18 protein-coding genes and 1 pseudogene are annotated in these 21,310 nt (G+C 52.8%); 1 reads left to right on the top strand and 18 read right to left on the bottom strand.

What is annotated here, in order from left to right; translation table 11 throughout:
- Positions 1-44: 44 nt before the first annotated feature.
- The 17 genes and pseudogenes from ACK8P7_RS05570 to ruvA all read right to left on the bottom strand — a co-directional run bounded on the left by ACK8P7_RS05570 (position 45) and on the right by ruvA (position 18,834).
- On the bottom strand, positions 45-1,541 hold the full coding sequence (locus ACK8P7_RS05570; RefSeq protein ID WP_410043232.1) for a peptidoglycan D,D-transpeptidase FtsI family protein: 1,497 nt from the start codon (positions 1,539-1,541) through the stop codon (positions 45-47).
- A 12-nt stretch (positions 1,542-1,553) separates the two neighbouring features.
- Positions 1,554-2,990, bottom strand: a complete 1,437-nt coding sequence (locus ACK8P7_RS05565; RefSeq protein ID WP_410043231.1) for an FtsW/RodA/SpoVE family cell cycle protein — start codon at positions 2,988-2,990, stop codon at positions 1,554-1,556.
- A 10-nt stretch (positions 2,991-3,000) separates the two neighbouring features.
- A complete protein-coding gene (locus ACK8P7_RS05560; protein ID WP_410043230.1) occupies positions 3,001-4,200 on the bottom strand; it encodes a hypothetical protein in 1,200 nt (399 codons plus the stop codon).
- Positions 4,160-4,507, bottom strand: coding sequence for a DUF3656 domain-containing protein (locus ACK8P7_RS05555; protein ID WP_410043280.1), 348 nt, complete (start codon positions 4,505-4,507; stop codon positions 4,160-4,162). The genes ACK8P7_RS05560 and ACK8P7_RS05555 overlap by 41 nt, the downstream gene beginning before the upstream one ends.
- A pseudogene (locus ACK8P7_RS05550) lies at positions 4,502-5,524 on the bottom strand (peptidase U32 family protein); the annotation flags it as partial. The pseudogene ACK8P7_RS05550 and the gene ACK8P7_RS05555, both read right to left, overlap by 6 nt.
- Before the next feature lie 5 nt (positions 5,525-5,529).
- Positions 5,530-5,949, bottom strand: coding sequence for a cell division protein ZapA (locus ACK8P7_RS05545; RefSeq protein ID WP_410043229.1), 420 nt, complete (start codon positions 5,947-5,949; stop codon positions 5,530-5,532).
- 170 nt (positions 5,950-6,119) lie between these two features.
- Complete coding sequence (locus ACK8P7_RS05540) at positions 6,120-7,007, bottom strand: YitT family protein (protein ID WP_410043228.1); 888 nt, start codon at positions 7,005-7,007, stop codon at positions 6,120-6,122.
- A gap of 379 nt (positions 7,008-7,386) precedes the next feature.
- Entirely contained in the window at positions 7,387-8,562 is a 1,176-nt protein-coding gene (locus ACK8P7_RS05535) for a M20 family metallopeptidase (protein WP_410043227.1), read from the bottom strand.
- A 12-nt stretch (positions 8,563-8,574) separates the two neighbouring features.
- Entirely contained in the window at positions 8,575-9,972 is a 1,398-nt protein-coding gene (locus tag ACK8P7_RS05530; RefSeq protein WP_410043226.1) for a YfcC family protein, read from the bottom strand.
- 214 nt (positions 9,973-10,186) lie between these two features.
- Positions 10,187-11,125, bottom strand: a complete 939-nt coding sequence (locus tag ACK8P7_RS05525; protein ID WP_410043225.1) for a LysR family transcriptional regulator — start codon at positions 11,123-11,125, stop codon at positions 10,187-10,189.
- Between the two features lie 38 nt (positions 11,126-11,163).
- Complete coding sequence (locus ACK8P7_RS05520) at positions 11,164-13,359, bottom strand: SNF2-related protein (protein ID WP_410043224.1); 2,196 nt, start codon at positions 13,357-13,359, stop codon at positions 11,164-11,166.
- Between the two features lie 111 nt (positions 13,360-13,470).
- Positions 13,471-14,343 (bottom strand): hypothetical protein, encoded by an 873-nt coding sequence (locus ACK8P7_RS05515; protein ID WP_410043223.1) that lies wholly within the window; start codon positions 14,341-14,343, stop codon positions 13,471-13,473.
- A gap of 8 nt (positions 14,344-14,351) precedes the next feature.
- Complete coding sequence (locus ACK8P7_RS05510; RefSeq protein WP_410043222.1) at positions 14,352-14,753, bottom strand: hypothetical protein; 402 nt, start codon at positions 14,751-14,753, stop codon at positions 14,352-14,354.
- A 233-nt stretch (positions 14,754-14,986) separates the two neighbouring features.
- Complete coding sequence (locus ACK8P7_RS05505) at positions 14,987-15,169, bottom strand: hypothetical protein (RefSeq protein ID WP_410043221.1); 183 nt, start codon at positions 15,167-15,169, stop codon at positions 14,987-14,989.
- A 206-nt stretch (positions 15,170-15,375) separates the two neighbouring features.
- The gene (locus tag ACK8P7_RS05500) at positions 15,376-16,857 is read right to left on the bottom strand and encodes an RNA-binding domain-containing protein (protein ID WP_410043220.1); all 1,482 of its coding nucleotides are present in this window, start codon (positions 16,855-16,857) and stop codon (positions 15,376-15,378) included.
- Between the two features lie 323 nt (positions 16,858-17,180).
- On the bottom strand, positions 17,181-18,191 hold the full coding sequence (gene ruvB / locus ACK8P7_RS05495; RefSeq protein WP_410043219.1) for a Holliday junction branch migration DNA helicase RuvB: 1,011 nt from the start codon (positions 18,189-18,191) through the stop codon (positions 17,181-17,183).
- Positions 18,192-18,201: 10 nt separating this feature from the next.
- On the bottom strand, positions 18,202-18,834 hold the full coding sequence (gene ruvA / locus ACK8P7_RS05490; protein ID WP_410043218.1) for a Holliday junction branch migration protein RuvA: 633 nt from the start codon (positions 18,832-18,834) through the stop codon (positions 18,202-18,204).
- A 364-nt stretch (positions 18,835-19,198) separates the two neighbouring features.
- On the opposite strand from ruvA, the gene ACK8P7_RS05485 reads away from it, so the two are divergent.
- A complete protein-coding gene (locus ACK8P7_RS05485; RefSeq protein ID WP_410043217.1) occupies positions 19,199-20,635 on the top strand; it encodes a ribonuclease H-like domain-containing protein in 1,437 nt (478 codons plus the stop codon).
- Between the two features lie 161 nt (positions 20,636-20,796).
- On the opposite strand, the gene ACK8P7_RS05480 is transcribed toward ACK8P7_RS05485, so the two are convergent.
- Positions 20,797-21,294 carry a 3-isopropylmalate dehydratase small subunit gene (locus ACK8P7_RS05480; protein ID WP_410043216.1) on the bottom strand — a complete coding sequence of 166 codons (498 nt, stop codon included), beginning with the start codon at positions 21,292-21,294 and terminating at the stop codon, positions 20,797-20,799.
- Between the last annotated feature and the right edge of the window lie 16 nt (positions 21,295-21,310).

Genomic DNA, 21,310 nt, shown 5'->3' with positions numbered 1-21,310 from the left:
CCGAAATGCACGAAAGCTGTGCCACAGGCACAGCTTTCATCATCTCATCCTCGCTCTTCGAGCCAGTAGTCCAGCACCTTCCGGGCGATCGGGGCCGCGGTGCGGCCGCCGGTTTCGCCGTCCTCGACGACGACGCAGATGGCGATTTCCGGGTGCTCGTACGGCGCGAAGCCGGTGAACCAGGCGGTGGTACTCTTCTCTCCGTTCTTCACGACCTCGGCGGAGCCGGTCTTGCCGGCCGCCTCGTAGTCCGCCTTCCGAAGCACCGACGCGGTACCCTCGGTGACGACGCGGCGCATGAAGCCACCGAGCGTCGACGCCTCCTCCACGCTCATCAGCGTACGCTTCGCTCCCTCGCCGAAGGTCTTCACGACCTTGCCGTCCGCGGACTGCACCTGCCGGAGCAGCGTCGGCTCGACGAGCACGCCGCCGTTCGCGATCGCCGCACTGAGGATGACCTCATGCAGCGGGCTCATCATCGTGTCGCCCTGGCCGATCGCGGTCTGCATCAGCGTCCATGGGTCGGCATCGGCGGCGAGCTTCAGCCGGCTCTTACTCGACGTGATGCTGATCGGCAGATCCTGATTAAAGAGCAGCGCATCGCCGGTCTCCAGCAGCTTCTTCGGATCCGTCAGCGTACCGATCTTCGAAAAGGCCGCGTTACAGGAGTTCGCAAAGGCCGACGACAGATCCTCGCTTCCGTGGGTCTCGCCGCCATAGCAGTGCACGACGTAGCGCTCGTCCGCCGGATCCTGGTACTCGCCGTCGCAGTCGAAGTGGAAATCCTGCCAGTCGTTCGGATGCTCCCGCATATACTCGAGCGCCATCACGATCTTAAAGGTCGAGCCCGGTGCATAGAGCCCCTGCGTACAGCGGTTCAGCAGCGGTGCCGCCGCCGACTGATTATTCACGATGTCGTCCCAATCCTCGACGATGGTGTTCGGGTCGAAGCTCGGCTTCGAGGCCATCGCGAGGACCTCGCCCGTCGTCGGATTCACGGCGATCACCGCGCCCTTCTGGTCTCCGAGCGCGTCATACGCCACCTTCTGCAGGCCGGCGTCGAGGGTCGTCACCACATTATCCCCGAGGCTCTTCGTCTCCATGATCTCATTGACCACCTGCGTCACGGGGTTCGCATTGGACTGCATCAGGTAGAAGTTCGCGAGCGCCTCGAGGCCGGTCTTTCCCTTCGTCGAGTAGCCGACCGCCTGCGCGAACACGCCGCCGAACGGGTACTGCCGCGTCTCCGTATACGTGCCCTCCGGATTCACGGAGCCATCCTGATTCACACGGGTATCCGTCACCGCCGTCTGCGCAAGCACCTGCCCGTCCGCGGACAGAATCGCGCCTCGCACGAAGCGGTCGTTGAAAACCTCCATGCGCGGGTTGTACGCGTTTCCCATGAGGTCCTCCGCCTGCCAGCCGATGAAGTAGATCATGTAGCCGATCATCGCGAAGAAGAGCAGCGCGAAGAAGTAGATGAAGCCCACGATATTTCGATTTGATTTCTGCTTCCCGGAACGGGATTTCTTTTCTGACATTGTCGTCCTCTCCTACAGGTCTAAATCTTCCGCAGAAACCTGCTCCGACGCGTAGGCGTCGTTCTCAGCATTGTCCTCCTCCAGCGCCTCGTCCTCGTCGTCCGGCGTCTCCTCGTACTCCTCCAGCTCCTCGAGCTCGTCCGCCTCATCCTCGTTGCCCTGGATGATGTAGAGCGCCTGGATGATCGCAAAGACGATGAAGGCCGAGACGAGCGACGAGCCGCCGTAGCTGATGAACGGCAGTGTCACACCGGTCGACGGGATGAACTTGATCGCGCCGCCGATCGTGAGGAAGGACTGCACGATGTACTCGATCGCGAGGCCGACCGCCACGAGCTTGTAGAAGCTGTCCTCCATATAGGTGGCGATGACCATCATCTGCATGAAGCAGCCGAGGCACACGAGGATGATGCAGATCGCGGTGATCGCGCCCATCTCCTCGGAAATCGCCGAGATGATGAAGTCCTTTTCGACGATCGGGATGCGGTTCGGCATACCCTGGTAGAGACCGAGGCCCGCGAAGCCGCCGGTGCCGATCGCGAAGAGCGACTGCGTGATCTGGTAGCCCCTGTCGTCGATGTCCGCCCACGGATTGATCCACGCGAACACACGCTTCCGCACGTGTGAAAAGGCAGCGTAGCTGAACACCGACGCGCCGCCCATCGCCGCCGTGCCGAGCACGAGGTAGAGGCTGCGGTTCGTCGCGATAAAGAGCATCACGAGGTACGCGAGGCAGAAAATCAGCGCGGAGCCGAGGTCCTTGCAGGCGACAAGCACCAGCACATGCGCAGCCGCCACCAGCGAGCTTAGGACGATGTCTCTGAATTCCGTCGCGCGGCTCAGCATGCCGGCCATCGCCAGCACGAAGGTGATCTTCACGATCTCCGACGCCTGAAAGGTGAAGCCGCCGATCGAAATCGACATCTTCGCACCGTAGCTCGTCGCGCCGATGATCAGCACGACGCCCTGCAGCAGGATGCCGAAGGCGGCAAAGGCAGAGCGCCAGCGCACGAGGTCCCAGATTTTATCGATGAGGTACGGGATGACAAGCGTGAGTGCCGCCGCCCCGACGATGATCACGAACTGCTTCATCGCCTTCGACGCATCGAGGCGTTCCAGCATGATGAGTCCGTAGGTCAGGAAAAACACCGTGTTGTTCAGCAGCAGCCGGTTGATGTTCCGGTAGAGCCGCTGCGCCCCGAAGGTGTACAGCAGGAAAAACGCGAGCTGCAGGAGGTAGAACCACACCGCGCTCATGTCCGCCGTCTTCAGATAGATGATACAGTTCATCAGAAAATGAACCAGCAGGATGATACGGAGCTGCCAGTCGCAGAGCGGGTCCGCGTCCTCCTGGTCCGTGATGGACAGATATCGGAAATTGCAATAGGTGTAAAGCACGATCAGCAGCAGCTGAATGTACTTCGACGCCGTGATAAAAAGATTAATCATGATTCATCCTTCACTCGATCCCGTGACGGAAATGCCCGCGCGTCATGCTGCGCGGCACCGCGCCCTCGAGCACCTGCCGCACCACCGCTGCCGGCTCCACCGAGAAATCGTAGCGCAGGCACTGCGGCTGCAGCGCGCGCACCTCATCCGGCAGATCGTAGAGCACGAGCGGCTCGGCGTTGAAGATCTGATTGTAGCAGTACGTACAGTAGCAGCGCACCGGCATATCCTTGCCCATGCGGTCGCGCAGCTCCAGGATCCGGTTGCCGTGATCACAGCGCGCACTCGTCCGCTGTATACAGTTCGCACTCACCATCATCGGCAGATGCCCGTAGATCATCAGCTCGAACGGCAGCTCGCCGAGGCCAATGCTGTCGGCTTCTGCGTCAGCACCCGCCCGCGCAGCTGCCGGCACCGGAGTGCTCTCTCCTTCGACGGCATCCGCATTCGTGCCGCGGGTGCCGTCGGCACCATGGACACTGCTCCGAAGTTTCTCCCGAAGCTTCCGGCACTCGTAGTACGTGAGCTCGATCGGATAGGTGAGTCCGTCGGCACCGAGTGATACCAGCGCCTGGATCGCTTCCTGATTGTAGCCGTATACCGTATAGTCGAAGTTCCGGCGGATGCGTGCCCCGAGCTCCGGATGCGCCCCGAAGAAATCCTCGAGCAGCATCGCCTCATCGAGGTTCCGCACCAGAAGAGCATCTGGGAGACGCTCCGCTTTCCAGAGTCCGCTCAGAAGCTCGGCGCTGTTTTCCGCCTTTCGCCCGTTCGCGTCGAAGTCGCGCTCGATGCGGCGTAGGCGAAGCCCCGCCTGCTTTCCGGCGGCATGCACCCGCCGGATCAGTGCGGCGAAATCCGTGAAGCAGGCTTCGTCGAGGTACACGAGCGCGACTGCGTTGTGCTTCAGCACCTCCGCGAGCTGCGCCTCCGTCTCGACCGTCACCGCCACCGGCAGCGCCCAGTCACGCGCCGCGACTCCGGCCGCCGTCCATGCCACCGACGTGTGCTTTATCTGCGCCCGTTCACCCGCGCGACGGTTCTCACCAGGCGCACTGTCCCCACCGCGCTTCGGAGCTGCACTGCGCTCTGTCCTCGCATGGTCGTTTCTTCGTCCGGTTTCGGTCGGCTTTTCTCTTCGACCCGCGGACGCCGAAGCATGCTTCCGCTTATCTATCTGATTGTGCTGCGTATATTCTCTGCGAGCCACTTAAAATCTCCTCTTCATACATCTCGAGTGCGGTCCGGCGAAGCTCATTCAGCTTTCCGACCGGATAGAACGCATCGCCATGAACCGATACCTGTACGTTTCCTAATGTAAATGCGGTGCCACCGGTTTTCCGGAGCCGCGCCTCGACCTCCGTCGCCTGCACCGGCCGCTGCTCGGCTGGGAGCACGAGGTCCTCCGACACCGCGGTCACCATGCGACCGGCTGCGTCGCTGAGGGTCAGCACCGCCGGCGCGCCCACCGTCATGTCCATCACGGCGTCCACCGTGATCGTCCGGTTGCGGTCGATGTACGCGGCCTGGATGCGGTCCGTCACCGTCTGATCCACCGCACGGAACTTCTTCTCCGACAGCGCGATCATGTCCGCGCCGTTATGCTTCTTCAGATAGCTGCTGGTGCCGCCGCGGTCGAAGATCTCGCGCAGCGTCCGGAGGTCCTCCTCGGCCACGCGGTAGCCCGACATACTGCCGTGCTTCGCTGCCCCCTGTTTTCGGTCAATGCAGTCGAGCGCGAGGTCGAGGTACTTGCGGTAGACGCTGACGACCCCCGCGGTGTACAGCGGGGACTTCATACGGCCCTCGATCTTAAAGCTGTAGGCACCGGCTTCGATCAGCTCCGGCAGCAGCTCGATCGTCTGCATATCCTTCATGCTGAGGTAGTAGCCCTTCTGCCCTGCAGTCTCATAGCAGAGACGGCAGGTGCCGGCGCAGCGTCCGCGGTTGCCGGAACGGCCGCCGAGGAGCGAGGACATGAAGCAGGCACCGGAGTAGCTATAGCACATCGCGCCGTGGCAGAAAACCTCGAGCTCCATGCCGCTTTCGTCATGAATCTTCCGGATCTCCTGGAGACTGAGCTCCCGGGAGAGCACCGCCCGGGTCATGCCGAAGCGCTGCGCCATCCGGGCACCGGCCACGCTGGTGATGGTCTGCTGCGTGCTGGCATGTACCTCGAGGTCCGGAAACATTGACCTGATCACGCGTACGGCGCCGAGATCCTGTATGATGAGGCCGTCGACGCCCTCCTCGTAGTAGGGTTTTATGTACGAAAAAAGCTCCTTAAGTTCGTCGTCCTTAAAGAGTATATTTACCGTCATATATAGTTTTACCGAGAAGAGATGACAGTAACGGATCGCCTCCATCACCATATCTTCCCCCTCGGCCTGTGCTGAATCTGCGTAGGCGCGGGCACCGAAGCGACGGCCGCCCATGTATACCGCGTCGGCGCCGGCATTGACCGCCGCGACCACGGACTGGAACGAACCGGCCGGGGCCAGCAGCTCTACACGTTTATCTCGTTTGATTTTCATTTTCTTTATTTCTTCGTGGATGCAAGCGCACGATCACGCGCATCCTGCGCTGCCTGCTTCGCCTCGAGCTCCGCCAGCTTCTTCTGCGTGTTCTCGAGCTCGCGAAGGGTCGTCTCGAGCTTCATCTGCATATTCACGAGGTCATGCTTCGCAGCATAGCTCTCGCGCTCCGCATCATCCCGCGCCTGCTGGATGTCACGGCTTCTCTTCCGCTCCTTGAAGAGATCGTCACAGATGTTCACCTCGAGGAGAAGTGCCTTGATGCTGTCATCGAGCTTGTTGTAGCCCATGGTCTCCTTCTGAAAATCGAGAATTTTCTGGTTCAGGTAGCTCGCTACCTCATGCATATAGCTCTCGGACTCACTCCCCGCCAGCTGGTAGATCTTGCCATTGATTACGACCTCTACAGAATTCTTTCCTGCCATGAAACTGTTACTCCTCTATCTCTTACGTCCATGAAGCACGGGTGAACGCGCCTATGCCTCACGGTGTTCGCCATGTTTTCGACCACTTATTATAACATAGCCCGCAAGCGCGATGCAACCGCAAGCGATGGCAGCGGTGGGGGACCCGGAGCCTGAACTGTAAACTTCGCTCAAAGCTTCCGTGGGTCGTCGATGAAGCCTTCGCCGTAGGTTTCCTTCGTCGGGGAGACGATGACAAAAGCGTGCGGGTCGTGGCGGTCGATGATTTCCTTCACGATCGGAAACTGCTTACGGTCGACGGCGCAGGTGAGGGTGAGGCATTCCTTGCCGCTGAAACCGCCGATGCTTTTATAGAAGGTGGTACCACGGTCCATGGTTTCCATGATTTCATGCGCGATTTCTTCGTTTTTCACAGAGTGGATCGTGATCAGGCTGCCGCGGTTCAGTCCATAGAGAAGCGCATCCATCGACTGGGTAGTACAGACGATGGAGATGATGCCGTACAGCGCCGCTTCGATCTCACCGAAGACCAGCACGGAGACCGTGACGATCACGAAGTCCACCAGCATGATGGCATAGCCGGTCTGCATATAGGGGAAACGCTTCTGAAGAAGCTTCGCGAGGATATCGCCACCGCCGCTCGTCGAGTTTCGCATGAAGATCAGTGCCAGGCCGACGCCCACGAAGATGCCGCCGAAGGCGCAGGATACGAGGCGGTCTCCTGCGTACTGCCACGGACAGAGCGCCGACACGAGATCCTGGATCACGCTCATGAAGATGACCGTGCGGATGGTCTTCAGTGTCATCCCGCGATTCAGCAGCAGCCAGGACGCCAGCAGCAGTGGGATGTTGATGGCGAGGCTGAGTGCACCGATCGGTAAGCCGAACAGATGGTTGATCATCAGTGCGATGCCAGACACCCCGCCCGGCGCGATGCGGCTCGGCTCGATGAAGCACCAGACACCGATGGCCTGCAGCAGCGCCCCCGCGAAATCCCCCAGGATATCAAGCCCGGTTTCTCTCCACTTCTTCTGATTCTTCACTAAAATCGTTTTCATTTATGTTTCCTCCTCTTCCAGGTTCTTATTTTTATGACACCCAGCTTCCGCATGGGATGTCTGTTTCCCATCCGCCTTATGTGATTTCGACCATCGATCTTTCCATGCTCCACTTCGTCTTCGCTATCATTTTCACATGCCTTTTCACGCAATCAAAAAGAGGGCCGACATTCATGTCAGCCCTCTCATCGGTATGCGGCTGCACGAAAATAGTCTGAACTATAATCAATGCAGCTGCATTTCTTTTCGATTGTCTGATTTCCGCACACGATGCACTTTCCGAATCGCTGCCTGCGGAGATCTTTTGTCTGAAGTATTCGCAAACCACTCTGCTGTATGCCTCACACGGCTTCTATCATACACGATTTTCGCTCGAAAATCACTGATATTTCTTCTTATTCTCCGCATATTCTGCCTTGACCGCATCGAGGAGACCCTCGGTATGCAGCAGGTCATAGCATGCACCGGCGATGCTCTTTGCACCGTAGATCACACAGTTATGCGCGGCGTCGCTCTTTCCGGCGTCTACGAACTCCTGGGAGTGGGAAGCGGTTCCCTCCGGTACGAACGCGACACGGATGCAGGAACCCGGAATCTCGTACATAACATTGCCGAAATCGGTCGAACCGGTCTTCTCACGTGGCGGCGCGAGCTGCGGAGCACCCGCGAGCTCAGCATTGTCCATCAGAAGCTGATTCAGAAGAAGCACCGGAATCTTGTTGAAGAAGAAGGTGCCGTCCTTGATCTCATAGTCGACGCCGGCGATCAACGCGGCGCCCTTGATGATGTCCTGGAAGCGGACGCTGATGTCCTCGAGCTCCTTCTTTGAGAAGGAACGCAGTGAAAACTCACCCTTTGCCGTCGCCGGCACGACATTGGACGGGCCTGGAAGCTCGGTCATGCAGTAGTGCATGCGCACATCATCCGGCACATGCTCCCGCAGGAACTCGACGCCCTGGAATGCGACCAGCATGGCATCGAAGGCACTTCTGCCCTTCTCCGGTGCCAGTGCGGCATGCGCGCGCTTTCCGTGGAAGGTCACGTTGAAGCTTTTCTGCGCGAGGCACTTCACATCCGTGCAGGTATTCGGACCGCCATGCATCATGAAGGCGACATCCAGTTCACGGAAGCAGCCACGCTCCAGCATCTGCACCTTACTGCCGAACGTTTCCTCGGCCGGTGTACCATAGATGATGAGCTCGAACGGCTCCGCACCGTCCATGTTCTTCAGTGCCACCGCGGCACCGAGGCAGCCCGGCCCCTGCATATGATGGCCGCAGCCATGTCCGAGGTTCCGAAGTGCATCGTACTCGCAGAGGATGCCGAGCTTCGGACCGCCCTCGCCATGCTTGAAGGTCGCACGGAACGCCGTCTTGAATCCGCCGACGCCCATCTCGACCTCGAAGCCATGTGCACGAAGATAATCGGTCAGCAGTCCGCTGGCAAACACCTCTTCTCCATCATATTCCGGATGATCGAAAATCTGGTCCGCCATCGAGCAGAGCGTATCCCGCTGTGCATCGATCGCAGCAAATAAAGTCTTCTTATCGCTCATAGTACTTTCTCCTTACATCGGTCCGAAGTGGATGATCTGCGCGATCACCAGCAGCACTGTACCGACCACCAGCCAGATGGCAAACATCTGCCACATGAAGCGCATCCAGCGATCATACGGGATGTTGCAGGCACTGATGATGCCCATGAGTGCAGTCGAGGTCGGCAGGATGTAGTTACAGAAGCCGTCACCGAAGTTAAAGGCGAGCACCGCGGTCTGTCTCGTCACACCGATAAGGTCGGAAAGCGGCACCATGATCGGCATCACCGCTGCGGCCTGTCCGGAGCCGGAGGTCAGGAACACGTTGATGATGGTGTTCGCAATCAGCATCGCCGGTGCCTGCAGAAGCGTCGGCACACTGCCGAGTCCGCCCGCGAGGGCATGTACGACGGTATCGATGATCTTACCATCCTTCATGATGGCACTGATGGACTGTGCGAGGCCGATGATGATCATCGCAGACATCATCTTCTTGCAGCCCTCGAGGAAGTTCTTACAGATTGTATCCGTATCGAAACCGGAAATGATGCCGACCACGATGGCGAGCCAGATGAACATCGCCGCCATCTCTGGCATATCCCAGCCCAGCTTGATGCTGCCATAGATCACGACCGCAAGCGAAACCACGAGTGCGACGATATTTAAGATCTTTCGCAGATCGATGGTCCCGAAATCATCCAGACCGCCGGCTGTGCGGAACTCACTCTTCTGGTCAAGCTCATACATCGGGCTCTTCGTCGGGTCCTTCTGAATCTTCAGTGCATAGCGCACGAGAAAGATGTTCGTGATCACATAGTACACAGCGAAGCATACCCAGCGGTAGCTGATGCCGGAGTACAGCGGCAGCTCCGCGATCTTCTGTGCTACAACCGTCGTATTCGGGTTCAGCGTTCCCGTCGAAAATCCGATGGCGCCACCGAGCAGGATGATGGCTGCACCTGTGATCGAGTCCAGACCGATCGCCAGTGCAAGCATAACCATCACCGGTGCGAACGCGATGAACATGTTGACACCCTGGGTCGTGCAGATGAGACCGAACATCAGCGTCAGAATCGGGATAAATACATACAGGTTGTTGGAAAACTTCTTCGCGAGCTTCGCGATCACCGCCTGCAGTGAACCAGACTGCGTCAGCATGTGGAAAGCCGCACCCGAAAACAGGATAACCAGCATGATATCGACACGCTTTACAAACGCATTCACGATATACATCGGGATCAGGAACGGATTCACCGGTGTACGATCGACATAGCTGAACTGCGTCGGATCGATGACCTTGATGCCGTCTGCATTCTCCACACGTACATACTCACCCGCCGGGATGATCCAGGTCAGAAGCACAGCACACACGATGATCGAAAACACAATCATGAAGCTGTGAGGCACATGAAATTTTTTCTTCGTTGCCATAGTTAATATTCCCCTTCTTTATGATATTGTTTCTTTGTATAACATTATAGCAAGAGCGGAAATCGCGTGCCATTTGATTTTTTCAAATGCTTCATTAAAGGAAACTTAATGCAGCACGGATTCCAGCATTTTCGTGAAAATCGCAGGCTACTTGATTGTTCCGAACGCTCCATTAAAAAAAGCTTGATGCAGAACGGATTCTCTGTTCGCTCCGTTACTCTTTATAAGTAAGCTTCCGACAAATCGTTTCCTCGATGATGCTGATCAGATGCTGCTCGCAATCGCTCAGCACATGCCCTTTTCGATAAGCGAGCCTGAAGCTGGAGGTCTCCGCTTCCCGATTGATCAGGAAATAGCGCACATGCTCGAATCTCTGCATATCCGACAGATACCCGAGACGGTTAAAACCGACGCCCATCCCCTGGTTCACCATCGACATGATGATATCGAAATGGCCAATTTCGATCAGGCGTTTCGGATGGATATGATTCTCCCGGAAGATGCGGTCTACCGTTCTGCGCATACTCTGATCCGGCAGTGGCACGATAAACGTCTCCCAGTCAAGATAGGAAAGATCGAGATGCTGAAAAGCATCGCCCTCCACGGAATAAGCATACTGAATCGCCGGATGCGTATCTGGAAGCGCCAGCAGCACCGGTTCCTTCGCAATTTCGTGATACACCGTATCCGGAAGCTCCTCCAGGAAGTTTGAAACCATGAAATCGATCGCATTTTCTTTAAACATCTGCTTCAGATCCGCGACGACAAGATCGTGGAAAACCAGCTCCACATCCGGATAGCGTTCCTTAAAACGGGCCAGCACCTCCGGCACCATCGAAATCGCTCTTCGCTGCTGTATACCGATACGAATCACCGGCTGCTCCTTCTTCTGCTCCCGCTTCAGAAGATCGTCGAACTCCGCCTTCATCTCCAGCATCTTCTCCGCCCGCTGCACATACTCCTCTCCGATCGACGTCAGAACGAAGGATTTTTCCTTCCCCACACGCTTAAACAGCGGTACGCCGAGACTCTTCTCGAGCTTACTGATATACACACTCAGCGCAGACGGTGAGATAAACAGCGCCTCCGCCGCCCTGGAAAGGTTTCGGCACCGCGCCAGCGTGCACACATACTGTTGCTCCTTTAAGTTCATGCCGTCCTCCTTTCACACCTCGAAGCTACCGCAACTACTCATCGCACAGTCGCCGCAGCATCATTTCCCCGGTTGTTTTTTGTGTCATTCTTATAGCTGTATTTGGCATTAATACGGTCAATCTCTTCTTTTATGATGTTTCCGAAGGTACGATCATCTAATTCCTGATTTTCCATAGCAGCCACGGATTTATCAGCGAAAGCATCAAATATAGCCTGTTTACTCTCCAGGGTTGACATTATTTTTTCATCAACCGTATTTTCACATAAAAGACGATATACAAGAACATTTCTGGTCTGCCCCATACGGTACGCTCTTGATATTGCCTGATTTTCAATTGAAGGCTTGAATTGCGGCTCGCAGAGAACAACAACACTGGCCGACTGAATATTCAGTCCGGTTCCACCAGACTGAATCTGTGCCACCAGGACAGTTCCCGCAGGAGCTTTATCAAACTCATCAATAATTTCCTGCCTGCGTTGAGGCGTAACAGATCCGTTGATTGGATTCGTACACCGATTGCCAAGCAGTTTTGTCACCTTCCGAATGGTATCAAGGAAGAACGAGAACACAATAACTTTTCGTCCTTCAGATTCAGCCTCTGCAACAAGTTCCAGTAATCTCTTAGCTTTCGAAGAGTCCTTCAGATCATCGACATTCCAGGAAACCCGTCTTGCTTCTGAATAATTTTTAGACAGAACCGCCTGTTCATATGCCTCCGTTTCATTGTAGGACAAAGTACACCATTCTTTGCTCTCAATCAATTCTGGCAACTCCGTAAGAACATCTTCTCTTTTTCTACGGTAATAAACCGGCGCTACTGCTTTTCTGAATTGTGGCGCAGCTGACATAAATGCCATATTCTGAACCTCTGCGGCAATTCGAGGTTGAAGAATCTGTATCAGCGAAATCATTTCATCGACTTTATTTTCCAGCGCAGTACCCGTCATGAACATTAGGCGTTCTGCATGTGTGCTGATATTCTTTACGTTGATGCTTCTTCTTGCCTCTGGATTTTTTATATAGTGAGCTTCATCAACCACCATCAGTTTGAATTTAAACTCATCTGGAAGATCAAAATATGCCGTCGTTTCATATGTGGTCAATGCAACACCACCTGTCCTGATCCAGGACTGAAGCGCTGCTTTGCGTCCAGCACCATGGATTTTCGTTACACTGAGTCGGCTCATTTTTCTGATTTCACGGCCCCAGTTTGTAATAACGCTTGCCGGACAGACAACGACGAAATGTGTTCCTCCTGTATTACGCAACGAGACCATCGTTGCGATGGCCTGAACCGTTTTGCCTAAGCCCATCTCATCGCCGAGAAGAACTCGTTCCTGATGAAGAGTATATTTTACGCCCCACTCCTGGTAACGTCGCAATTCGCAAAGAAGCCCATCCGGGAAAAAACATTCCTCCTGAATTTCTCTCGCCAGATCTTCCGGCAGTCCATACACAGAGTCATCATTTCCCAGTACGCCTGGGTTGATATCTTCTAGCTCATTAAAGAACCGAACTGGATTCGTCGTAAAATCCTGCCACGCTTCACTGTTTGAGCTTCGATCAATCTCTTCAGAATCAGAAATCTGTGATGCTGCTGCCTGTCCATAGCTACCGTTCACAAGACTCTCTAACGTAGCAAATGCATCGGCAGCTTTTTGCTTCTTTGCTTTAGGCGAAAAGAGCCATTTGAAGTTACCCGCTGCAGAATCCAGGTCCTCAATAGCATACTCAATCGTTTGCTGATTCTTATTGAGAAGTCTCCTGCACTCATCAGCAATCAGTTGACTACGGTGATATCGAGATAACGCAAGCACAAGCGCCGTAGCTTCTCGTGATCGATTATCCGAACTGAGTTTAATCTTCGTTCCCTGTCTCGTCTTGGAAACAATATCATCTACGATTCGCTTAATCGAAAAAGCAGCATCCTCGCTTATCCCATGAACAGAAGCAATCGTGTATACAGAAGCAGACGAAATGTCTGCGATTGATCTGTAGCCATAGTCTCTAAGCGCCTTCACTCGGATTCCGCGTTTGTCTCGATTGATTTCCTCTATTGGGATATCCTCAAGAACCTTGAGCACTTCCTGCGCCACTAATACATCCGACGCCTCTTTAACCTGGTCACGATACTTATCCGCAAAGGAAACGGCAATATTCAGTTGTTTTATAATATTCTGATGCCTCTGGATTACTCGTTTTGCATCCGTAGCACTGAAAGGTCTTGCCACCCTAGCACCTCCGCAGTTTTATAATTTAATGCTAAATTGTGTGCGCCTAATATAATTGAAGGCAAATACGTTTTAACAAAAAGTTATATATTCTAAACTACAAAACTCATTTTATAATCTTACTTTTGAAGTCACTGAATCTGCGATAGCTTGGACTATTTTTCCATCCCAATCACATGATAAAGACTCTATCATTTCCTTAACACATTTATCATAATTTCCTCGATCAAAATACTTTCTCAAAATCCATTTACAATGTCCATCAGCGAAACGAATATAGCACTCATCCAATTCTTCTTTTTCTGGTAAAAACTCATTTTTTTTAATTTCAAGTATTTCTGCCCCGCTATGAAATTTAGCTCCGACTCTATATTTTGATTTATATTCCTTATTACCGTCAAAAGAATCAATAGCCTTTTGGATCATTTCTGCAAGAATATCCGTATATTCTTCGAAATTATTGTTGATTTCCAAGTAACACATGTGCTTCCAAGGAACCGTAGATCCATTTAATTGATATAATGCATTTATTTCTCTTCCTATCAAGTCCATTCCGCCATTCATCGGGATCATATTTTTCATGTTATAGGCAGATTTAGTATTCCAGTCAATCTTCCTTGGTTCAGTCCTTTCGCGAACTAACCGCTGATTATCTTCGTTGTAATATGCTTCATAATCATATGCGATTTTTTTATGTAAAATATAATGTTCAAGGTAGTTACAATAGCACAGATTCTCTGCCTTTTGATATTCATAGGGAGCTTGACTAGCACTAATTGAATCAGATAGACGAATGGCATACTTTTCAAAAATATGGTGACAAATTAACCCTTCGTTTGTTCTGGATAATTTATGTGTATTTTTTGACTTGAAATTAGGTTTACAAAAGTAATCAAACTTAGCAGCCCCATATTTTTTGAGCAAATAATGAATTTGCTGATCATATGACAAGCTCTTTTCATATAGTAGCTCTTTTCGATCCATAATATTCCTTACTTGATAATCACCGGAGTGAGTGCCTGGTGTACATAATTGTTTTGAATCTGTTCTGCTTCAGTCCTACTAATCTGCTTAGGTGCTGAATGATTAACCGAATTATACCAGATTATGCAATCTTTGCCTTGTTCTGAATAGACCGATTCTATCCGAATGAGTTTTCCGTTAACCACTCTATAATACTTAGATACAGAATATGCAGCTCCATTTGATCCTTCATTTGAGATGATATTATTCTGGCAAAGATAAAATCGATTTCTGGCGCCTCCCTCATAAGCAACAGGATATGCCTTCCCATCTTTTAACGTTACAATAGCATAAATATAATCATACAATTCACCATACTCACCGCTTGTAAGAAGCAATTCATCAACCCCATCGGAATCTATATCTCTCAAAACATACCCAAATCTGTTTTCTCGGTTGATCAGCGCATCCGTCGGCAGATAGTATGCGCTATATGATTTATACTGAGGATCTAAGAAGTCCACTTCTCCGCGAGCAAACATTGCAATGTATGAAATAATATCTGCATACTACGCTGATACCTTCTGATTCTCTTTCCAGGCATCCCTAGATTGCTTGCTACCATCAGCTCCAACATAACCCCCATCTGGTGTTATTGAGTTTGTTAACATAATGCCATCAGCCCCAGGTAATAGTTTCCAATCCACTGATTCTTGGCGAATGTGCCATCATCCTGATAGTATGCCCAATTTTGCCCAAACTGTACCCACTGATTTGCAAAAGAATTCAAGCTCATGAAAACGCTCAAAGCGCCAAAAGCCATCAGAAGTAATGATTTTTTCTTCATAACAAACTCCTCAAATATCGATCGCCGGCTACCGAAATAAGTTTACTGCGAAAAATACGAAATGGATATCAGAACTTAAGCACCCCGCCGCTTCCTTACAGTTCAAAAGTTCAAAGGTTCTTTCTCTTAATGCCGGATATAAGAAATGCATCTACCATTTTTCAGATAGATGCACATCGTAATGTATTCTTTAATATTATGAAATCTCACAGATTCACATCCCAGTACCCAATCTTATTTGACCCTATTCTATTCACTATGCCCAAATCTTTCAATTTCTTCGTCGCGCGAACAACTGTGCTTGTGCTTACGCCGAGTTGCTCGCCTATTTCGTCTCCAGTTAGATACGGATTCTTCTGCATTTCATTGAGAACACTTTTCTCTGTTTTAGATAGATTCCCGATTATAATTATTCTGTCATTTATTCTGTCATTTATTCTGTCATTTATTCTGTCATTTATTCTGTCATCAGCGGAACTATAATTATTCGGGCCAACGGTAGCTGTAGCAATTTCAGTCAAAGGAACCGTTATACGAAAGATATTTCCTTCCACAAATTGCGGTTCCGCACCAGAATATATCTTCGTATATTTATAAGTGTTTCTCATGCCAGAGCCTAATTCATCTGCAAGGCCGATTTCTCTAAAAATCTTTGAAATCGGAGGATTCTTGGGAAATGGCTCAAAGGTTGCAAAATTCAACGCCCCATGCCCATGAGAAAGATTGGCATTTTCCGTAAAAATTTGATTTTTTTCAATAACCAGCTTAGCCACATAAGCATTTGAGAAATCCCGATGCACCAGCAGGTTAGATACTATCTCTCTCAGGATATTATCCCTTGGAGATACACTTTGATCTCCATCCAGATAAAAAGTATCATTCAGATGCTTTTTTCCAAAAGCCATTAATCTGTCATAGCTCTCGATCAGGTTTGTGAGAACAACATCCCGATCATCATAACGATCTGTGTTCAATACACGAAAAATGGCATCTGTCTTATGCTGTGGTAATACCGACATTATTAACTGATCCGTTCCAAAAAGAAGAATGGCAGCAAGTGTAATTCCTTCTTTTCCAGATGCCTGATCTCTCAATATCAAACCTGAGCTACGGACAATCTGCTCGTTTGTCATATTAAGCCAAGGATGATCCTTAATACGTGAGCGCGTCATATTCTTTGCTCGTTCTATTAAATCTGATCGTAAATCACTTATACTAAATGCCGGAAACACCTTATTCACAAAAAAACTTCCACTTTTTCTTGCATACAGGCGGTAAACCTCATCAGAATGATGAGTGATGTCAATATCAGATTCATGATTTCGATCATAAATACGTCCAGCACATCGACAAACGTCCTGCGAAACAGGCACCCGGACATATAAGACTGTCTTTCCGTCATATTCGTATTCAACTGGTGTAAGATAAAGAGGCGGATACATCTTGTTCTCATTATTAATAGAGGTTACGAATTCCTTTTTAACTTTGTCAATCTTATCCTCCTCAATGCCGAGAATTTCTCCATTATCCTTTACGCCAAGAAATAAGTGCCCTCCATCCCTATTCGAAAAAGAGCAGACGGTTTCATACACATCTTTTGTAACTTCAGTTCTTGACTTCTTAAACTCTACGGTGATGCTTTCACCATCACGAATAAGATCAAGCAGCTCTTGTGGAAGATGTGACATTTCTATATACCTCCTATATCTCAGGCAGTTAAATACAGAGAGACTACTCTCCTGACTGTACCATTCATTTTTAAGCCCTGAATCCTTCACTTACCGAAGCTGCCGCTCACTGCTCAGCTCGTCCTCGCCGCAGCAATATCCGTACCTTGGCTTGCGTTCAGTTGATTAATCGCAACCTCAAACGCAATATTTTCGTCCTTAATCGTAACATTGCTTGCGGTTGCCACAGCTCCATCATTCAGATTATAGAGTGTAACTTGAGAATTTCATTTTTCGTTGTTTTGATACAGCATCATCTAATCTAGCGCCCGGAAAACGTCCACTTACAGCTCCATCGTCGTCTGGTACGGCAGTCCGAAGTGCCGGTAGGCGTTTGCGGTGGCGACGCGGCCACGCGGGGTGCGGTTGATAAGTCCGTTCATGAGGAGGTACGGCTCATAGACGTCCTCGATGGTGCCGCTGTCCTCGCCGAGAGCGGCGGCCAGGGTTTCGACGCCGACCGGTCCGCCGGAGAACTTATCGATGATGGTCATGAGGTAGTTCCGGTCGTTCTGGTCGAGGCCGAGCTTATCGACGTCGAGGATGTCGAGGGCCATATCGGCGACCTCCTGGGTGATGCGGCCGTCGAAGCGGACATCCGCGAAGTCACGCACACGCTTCAGCAGGCGGTTCGCGAGTCTAGGCGTGCCGCGGGAGCGCAGCGCGATGCGCTCAGCGCCGGCGTCGTCAATGTCTACATTCAGCACCTTCGCGGAACGTCGTACGATCTGCATCAGCTCTTCAGTGGTATAGAACTCGAGCTTCGTGATGATGCCGAAACGGTCACGGAGCGGTGCGGACAGCAAGCCTGCACGAGTCGTCGCACCGATCAGCGTGAAGTGCGGGAGATCCAGGCGGATCGAGCGCGCGGTGGAGTCCTTTCCGAGCATGATATCGATGGCGAAATCCTCCATCGCCGGGTACAGCACCTCCTCGACCTGACGGTTCAGGCGGTGGATCTCGTCGACGAAGAGCACATCGCCCTCAGAAAGTCCGTTCAGAATCGCGGCGATCTCGCCCGGCTTCTCGATCGCCGGCCCCGAGGTCACCTTGATATTCACCCCGAGCTCATTCGCGATGATGTTACTGATGGTCGTCTTGCCGAGTCCCGGTGGGCCGTAAAACAGGCAGTGATCCAGGGACTCTCCGCGGTTCTTCGCCGCCTGAATATAGATCTTCAGCATCTCCTTCAGCTTACTCTGGCCGATATAGTCATCGAGCGTCTGCGGACGAATCTTCGGCTCCAGCTGCCGATCCTCTACCGTCTCATCTGTATTGATTACTCTACGTTCCAAAATTCATACCTCATAAAAAATTCAGGTTCTTCAGGCTCGCCTTCAGGATCTGATCCACGGTCATGCCTTCGCTGAGCTCGACCTTCTTCACGGCACGGCTCGCCTCGACGTTCGAGTAGCCGAGGGCCACGAGAGCTTCCACGGCTTCCTTCTGCGCACCATACACACCGGCGGCTGCACCGGCATCCACCGCTGCCCCAGCGCCATGACCGTGATCCAGTGCCGAGCTGAAGACCTCGGTCGCATCAAGCTTATCCTTAAGCTCGAGCACCACGCGCTGTGCGGTCTTGTTTCCGACGCCCGGTGCACGTGAAATCGCCTTACTGTCACCGGTCACGATCGCCATCCGAAGATCATCCGGCGTCAGCGCACTAAGGATGCCGAGGGCTCCCTTCGGACCGATGCCGCTGACCGTCAGCAGCATCGTGAACATCGCACGGTCCTCCGGACTCAGGAAGCCATAGAGATCCACACCATTCTGCGTCAGCGAAAAGTATGTATAGATTTTGATGTCCTCGCCGATCGGTGGCAGCGCGCCGATCACCGACGCCGGCACGTGGATACCATAGCCGACACCGGCCGCCTCGACGACCACCAGCCCATCGGCCACATCGCTAAGCGTTCCATGTATAAAGTGAATCATGTTGTATTCTCCTCAACATCGGGGGTCAGCCCCTGGCCACCCCTTACTGATCCGGGGTCAGACCCCCTTCTGAAAGGCATAAGGAGGGCACTGAATTCACGCGTGGGTCTGACCCCTAGGCCTCCCGCTGCGCAGAATTTCCCTTTTCCCGGATTTGCTGCTTCTATGTTATATCAAAAACATGTGTTCGTCAATTAAAACCATTGATTTTGAAAATTCAAGTCGCTACACTTGTAGCATGTCTGCTGAGATGCTACAGTAGTGGCGTATGTTAGTTCTCGCTAACCGCAGGCATTCCACCGCTGTACCGCGGCTCTGCCTGCCGGCATTTCCGGCACCTGAATCGTTCTTTAGTTTACCAAGTATGAAGGGAAAGGTCCACATGATCTGCATCGAGAAAGTTCTGACACAGCCTGTTCCATCTGATATATACACGATCGGCGCCCCGGAGGACGTCCTCTTTTTTGACATTGAGACCACCGGTCTCTCCGCCCGCAGCGCCGGCCTCTACCTGATCGGCATATTGACGTACACTGCGGATGCGTCCATCGCAAAGGATAGTAACATCGCCGTCTCTTCCGACGAAGCTGAGATCTCCGTTCCATCGGCACTCAGTGCCGCCAGCACTCCGACCAGCCACATCACCGCTTCGCCTGACCGTAGCGAGCCGAAAGCCGCCGGTCACTGGACGCTTCTCCAGTACTTCTGCGAGGATGTCGCGGACGAGCCGGCGGTGCTGCAGGCGTTTTTCGAGCTGCTCCGCACGAAAAAGATCCTGATTTCCTATAATGGCGACGGCTTCGACATCCCGTTTCTCCGCCACATGCTCGAGCAGTATGGGCTGCCGTACAGCTTCGACACCGTCGAGAGCTTCGACCTGTTCAAGAAATTCCGGCCGCTCAAGCACCTGCTCGACCTTCCGGATCTCAAGCTGAAAAGCTGTGAGCGTTTTCTCGGCATTGACCGCGAGGATCGCTTCACCGGCGGCGAGCTCATCGAGATTTACTTCGAGTGGCAGAAAACGAAGGCACCGGCGCTGCTCGACACGCTCCTTCTCCACAACGCCGAGGACATCGCGAACCTCCCGAACCTGCTGCCGCTGCTTCGCTATCGCAGCCTGCCCCACAGCGATTTCCGCCTCCGCGCGCATGAGCGCCTGCAGGACGGTAGCACGCCGCTCGTCCACCTCTCCTTCACGTTTCTTTCGCCAATGCCTCCATCAGCGCACGCTTCGGTAGAAAACGGCACCCGCGAAGCGACAGATGATCGCCGCCAGCATGACACAGATGCCGGCGGAAGCGACACCCGCGAAGCGACGGATGATCGCCACCTGCATTGGCCAGATGCCGACGAAAACGCCACCCGCGAAGCGACGGATGACCGCCGCCAGCATTGGCCAGCGCTTACACTGCCGAAGCCGATGGATCTCAGGGGGGATTTCTGGGCGCTGCACGCCGAGGGCAGCGCGGTCGAGCTCTATGTGCAGCTTTTCGAGGGGGAGCGAAAGCTCTTCTTCGCGGATTTCGAGCACTACTACTATCTTCCGGCGGAGGACCAGGTGATCCACCAGTCGCTCGCCGAGTTCGTGGACCGCAGTGCGCGGAAGAAGGCCTGTGCGCGGAACTGCTACCAGCGCGTGAGCGGCTGCTTCCTCCCGGAGTGCAGTGAGATCTATACGCCGGCGCTCCGTGCCGAGTACCGCGATAAGCTCCGGTATGCACAGTATTCGGATACGCTCTTCGACGACGAGGCGAAGGCCGTCACGTACCTGAAATCCTTCCTGGAAGTTTATGGGGTCTGACCCTATAAACTCCAGTTTAGATTCTGTTTAGAAAAATTTAATGGGGTCAGACCCCATTACGATTTTCTTAAGATTCGCGCGAAAAGGGGGCAGCGTCCACACCGGACACTGCCCCTCGTTTTTTCAAATTTTATGATCAGATTTTTTCAACGTTCTGGTGATCAGATCTTTCCGCCATTCTGATTGACGTAAGCCATCAGTCCGCCGGCAGCGATCATCTTCTGCAGAAACTCCGGGAACGGCTGTCCCTGGAATGTCTTTCCGGTCGTCTCGTCGGTTATGAGCCCGGTATCGAAGTCTACCTTTACCCGATCGCCCTCGGCGATGGCCTGGGCGGCCTCTGGTGCCTCGATGATCGGAAAGCCGATATTCAGCGCGTTCCGATAGAAGATACGCGCGAAGCTTTCGGCGATGACACAGCCGACGCCGCTGGTCTGAAGTACCTGCGGCGCGTGCTCACGGGAGGAGCCACAGCCGAAGTTCTTGCCAGCGACCACGATGTCGCCGGCATTAAGCTTCTTCAGAAAGTCCTGGTCGATGTCCTCCATCGCGTGGGATGCCAGCTCCTTCTTATCCTGAATCGCGAGATATCGTGCCGGGATGATGACATCCGTGTCGATATTGTCGCCATATTTTAAAACCTTACCCTCTGCGTTCATATATTTTCCTTTCATT

It is taken from the genome of Oribacterium sp. P9 (assembly GCF_046365365.1).
GTDB lineage: Bacteria > Bacillota > Clostridia > Lachnospirales > Lachnospiraceae > Oribacterium.
This window is presented reverse-complemented; position numbering and strand designations above follow the sequence as displayed.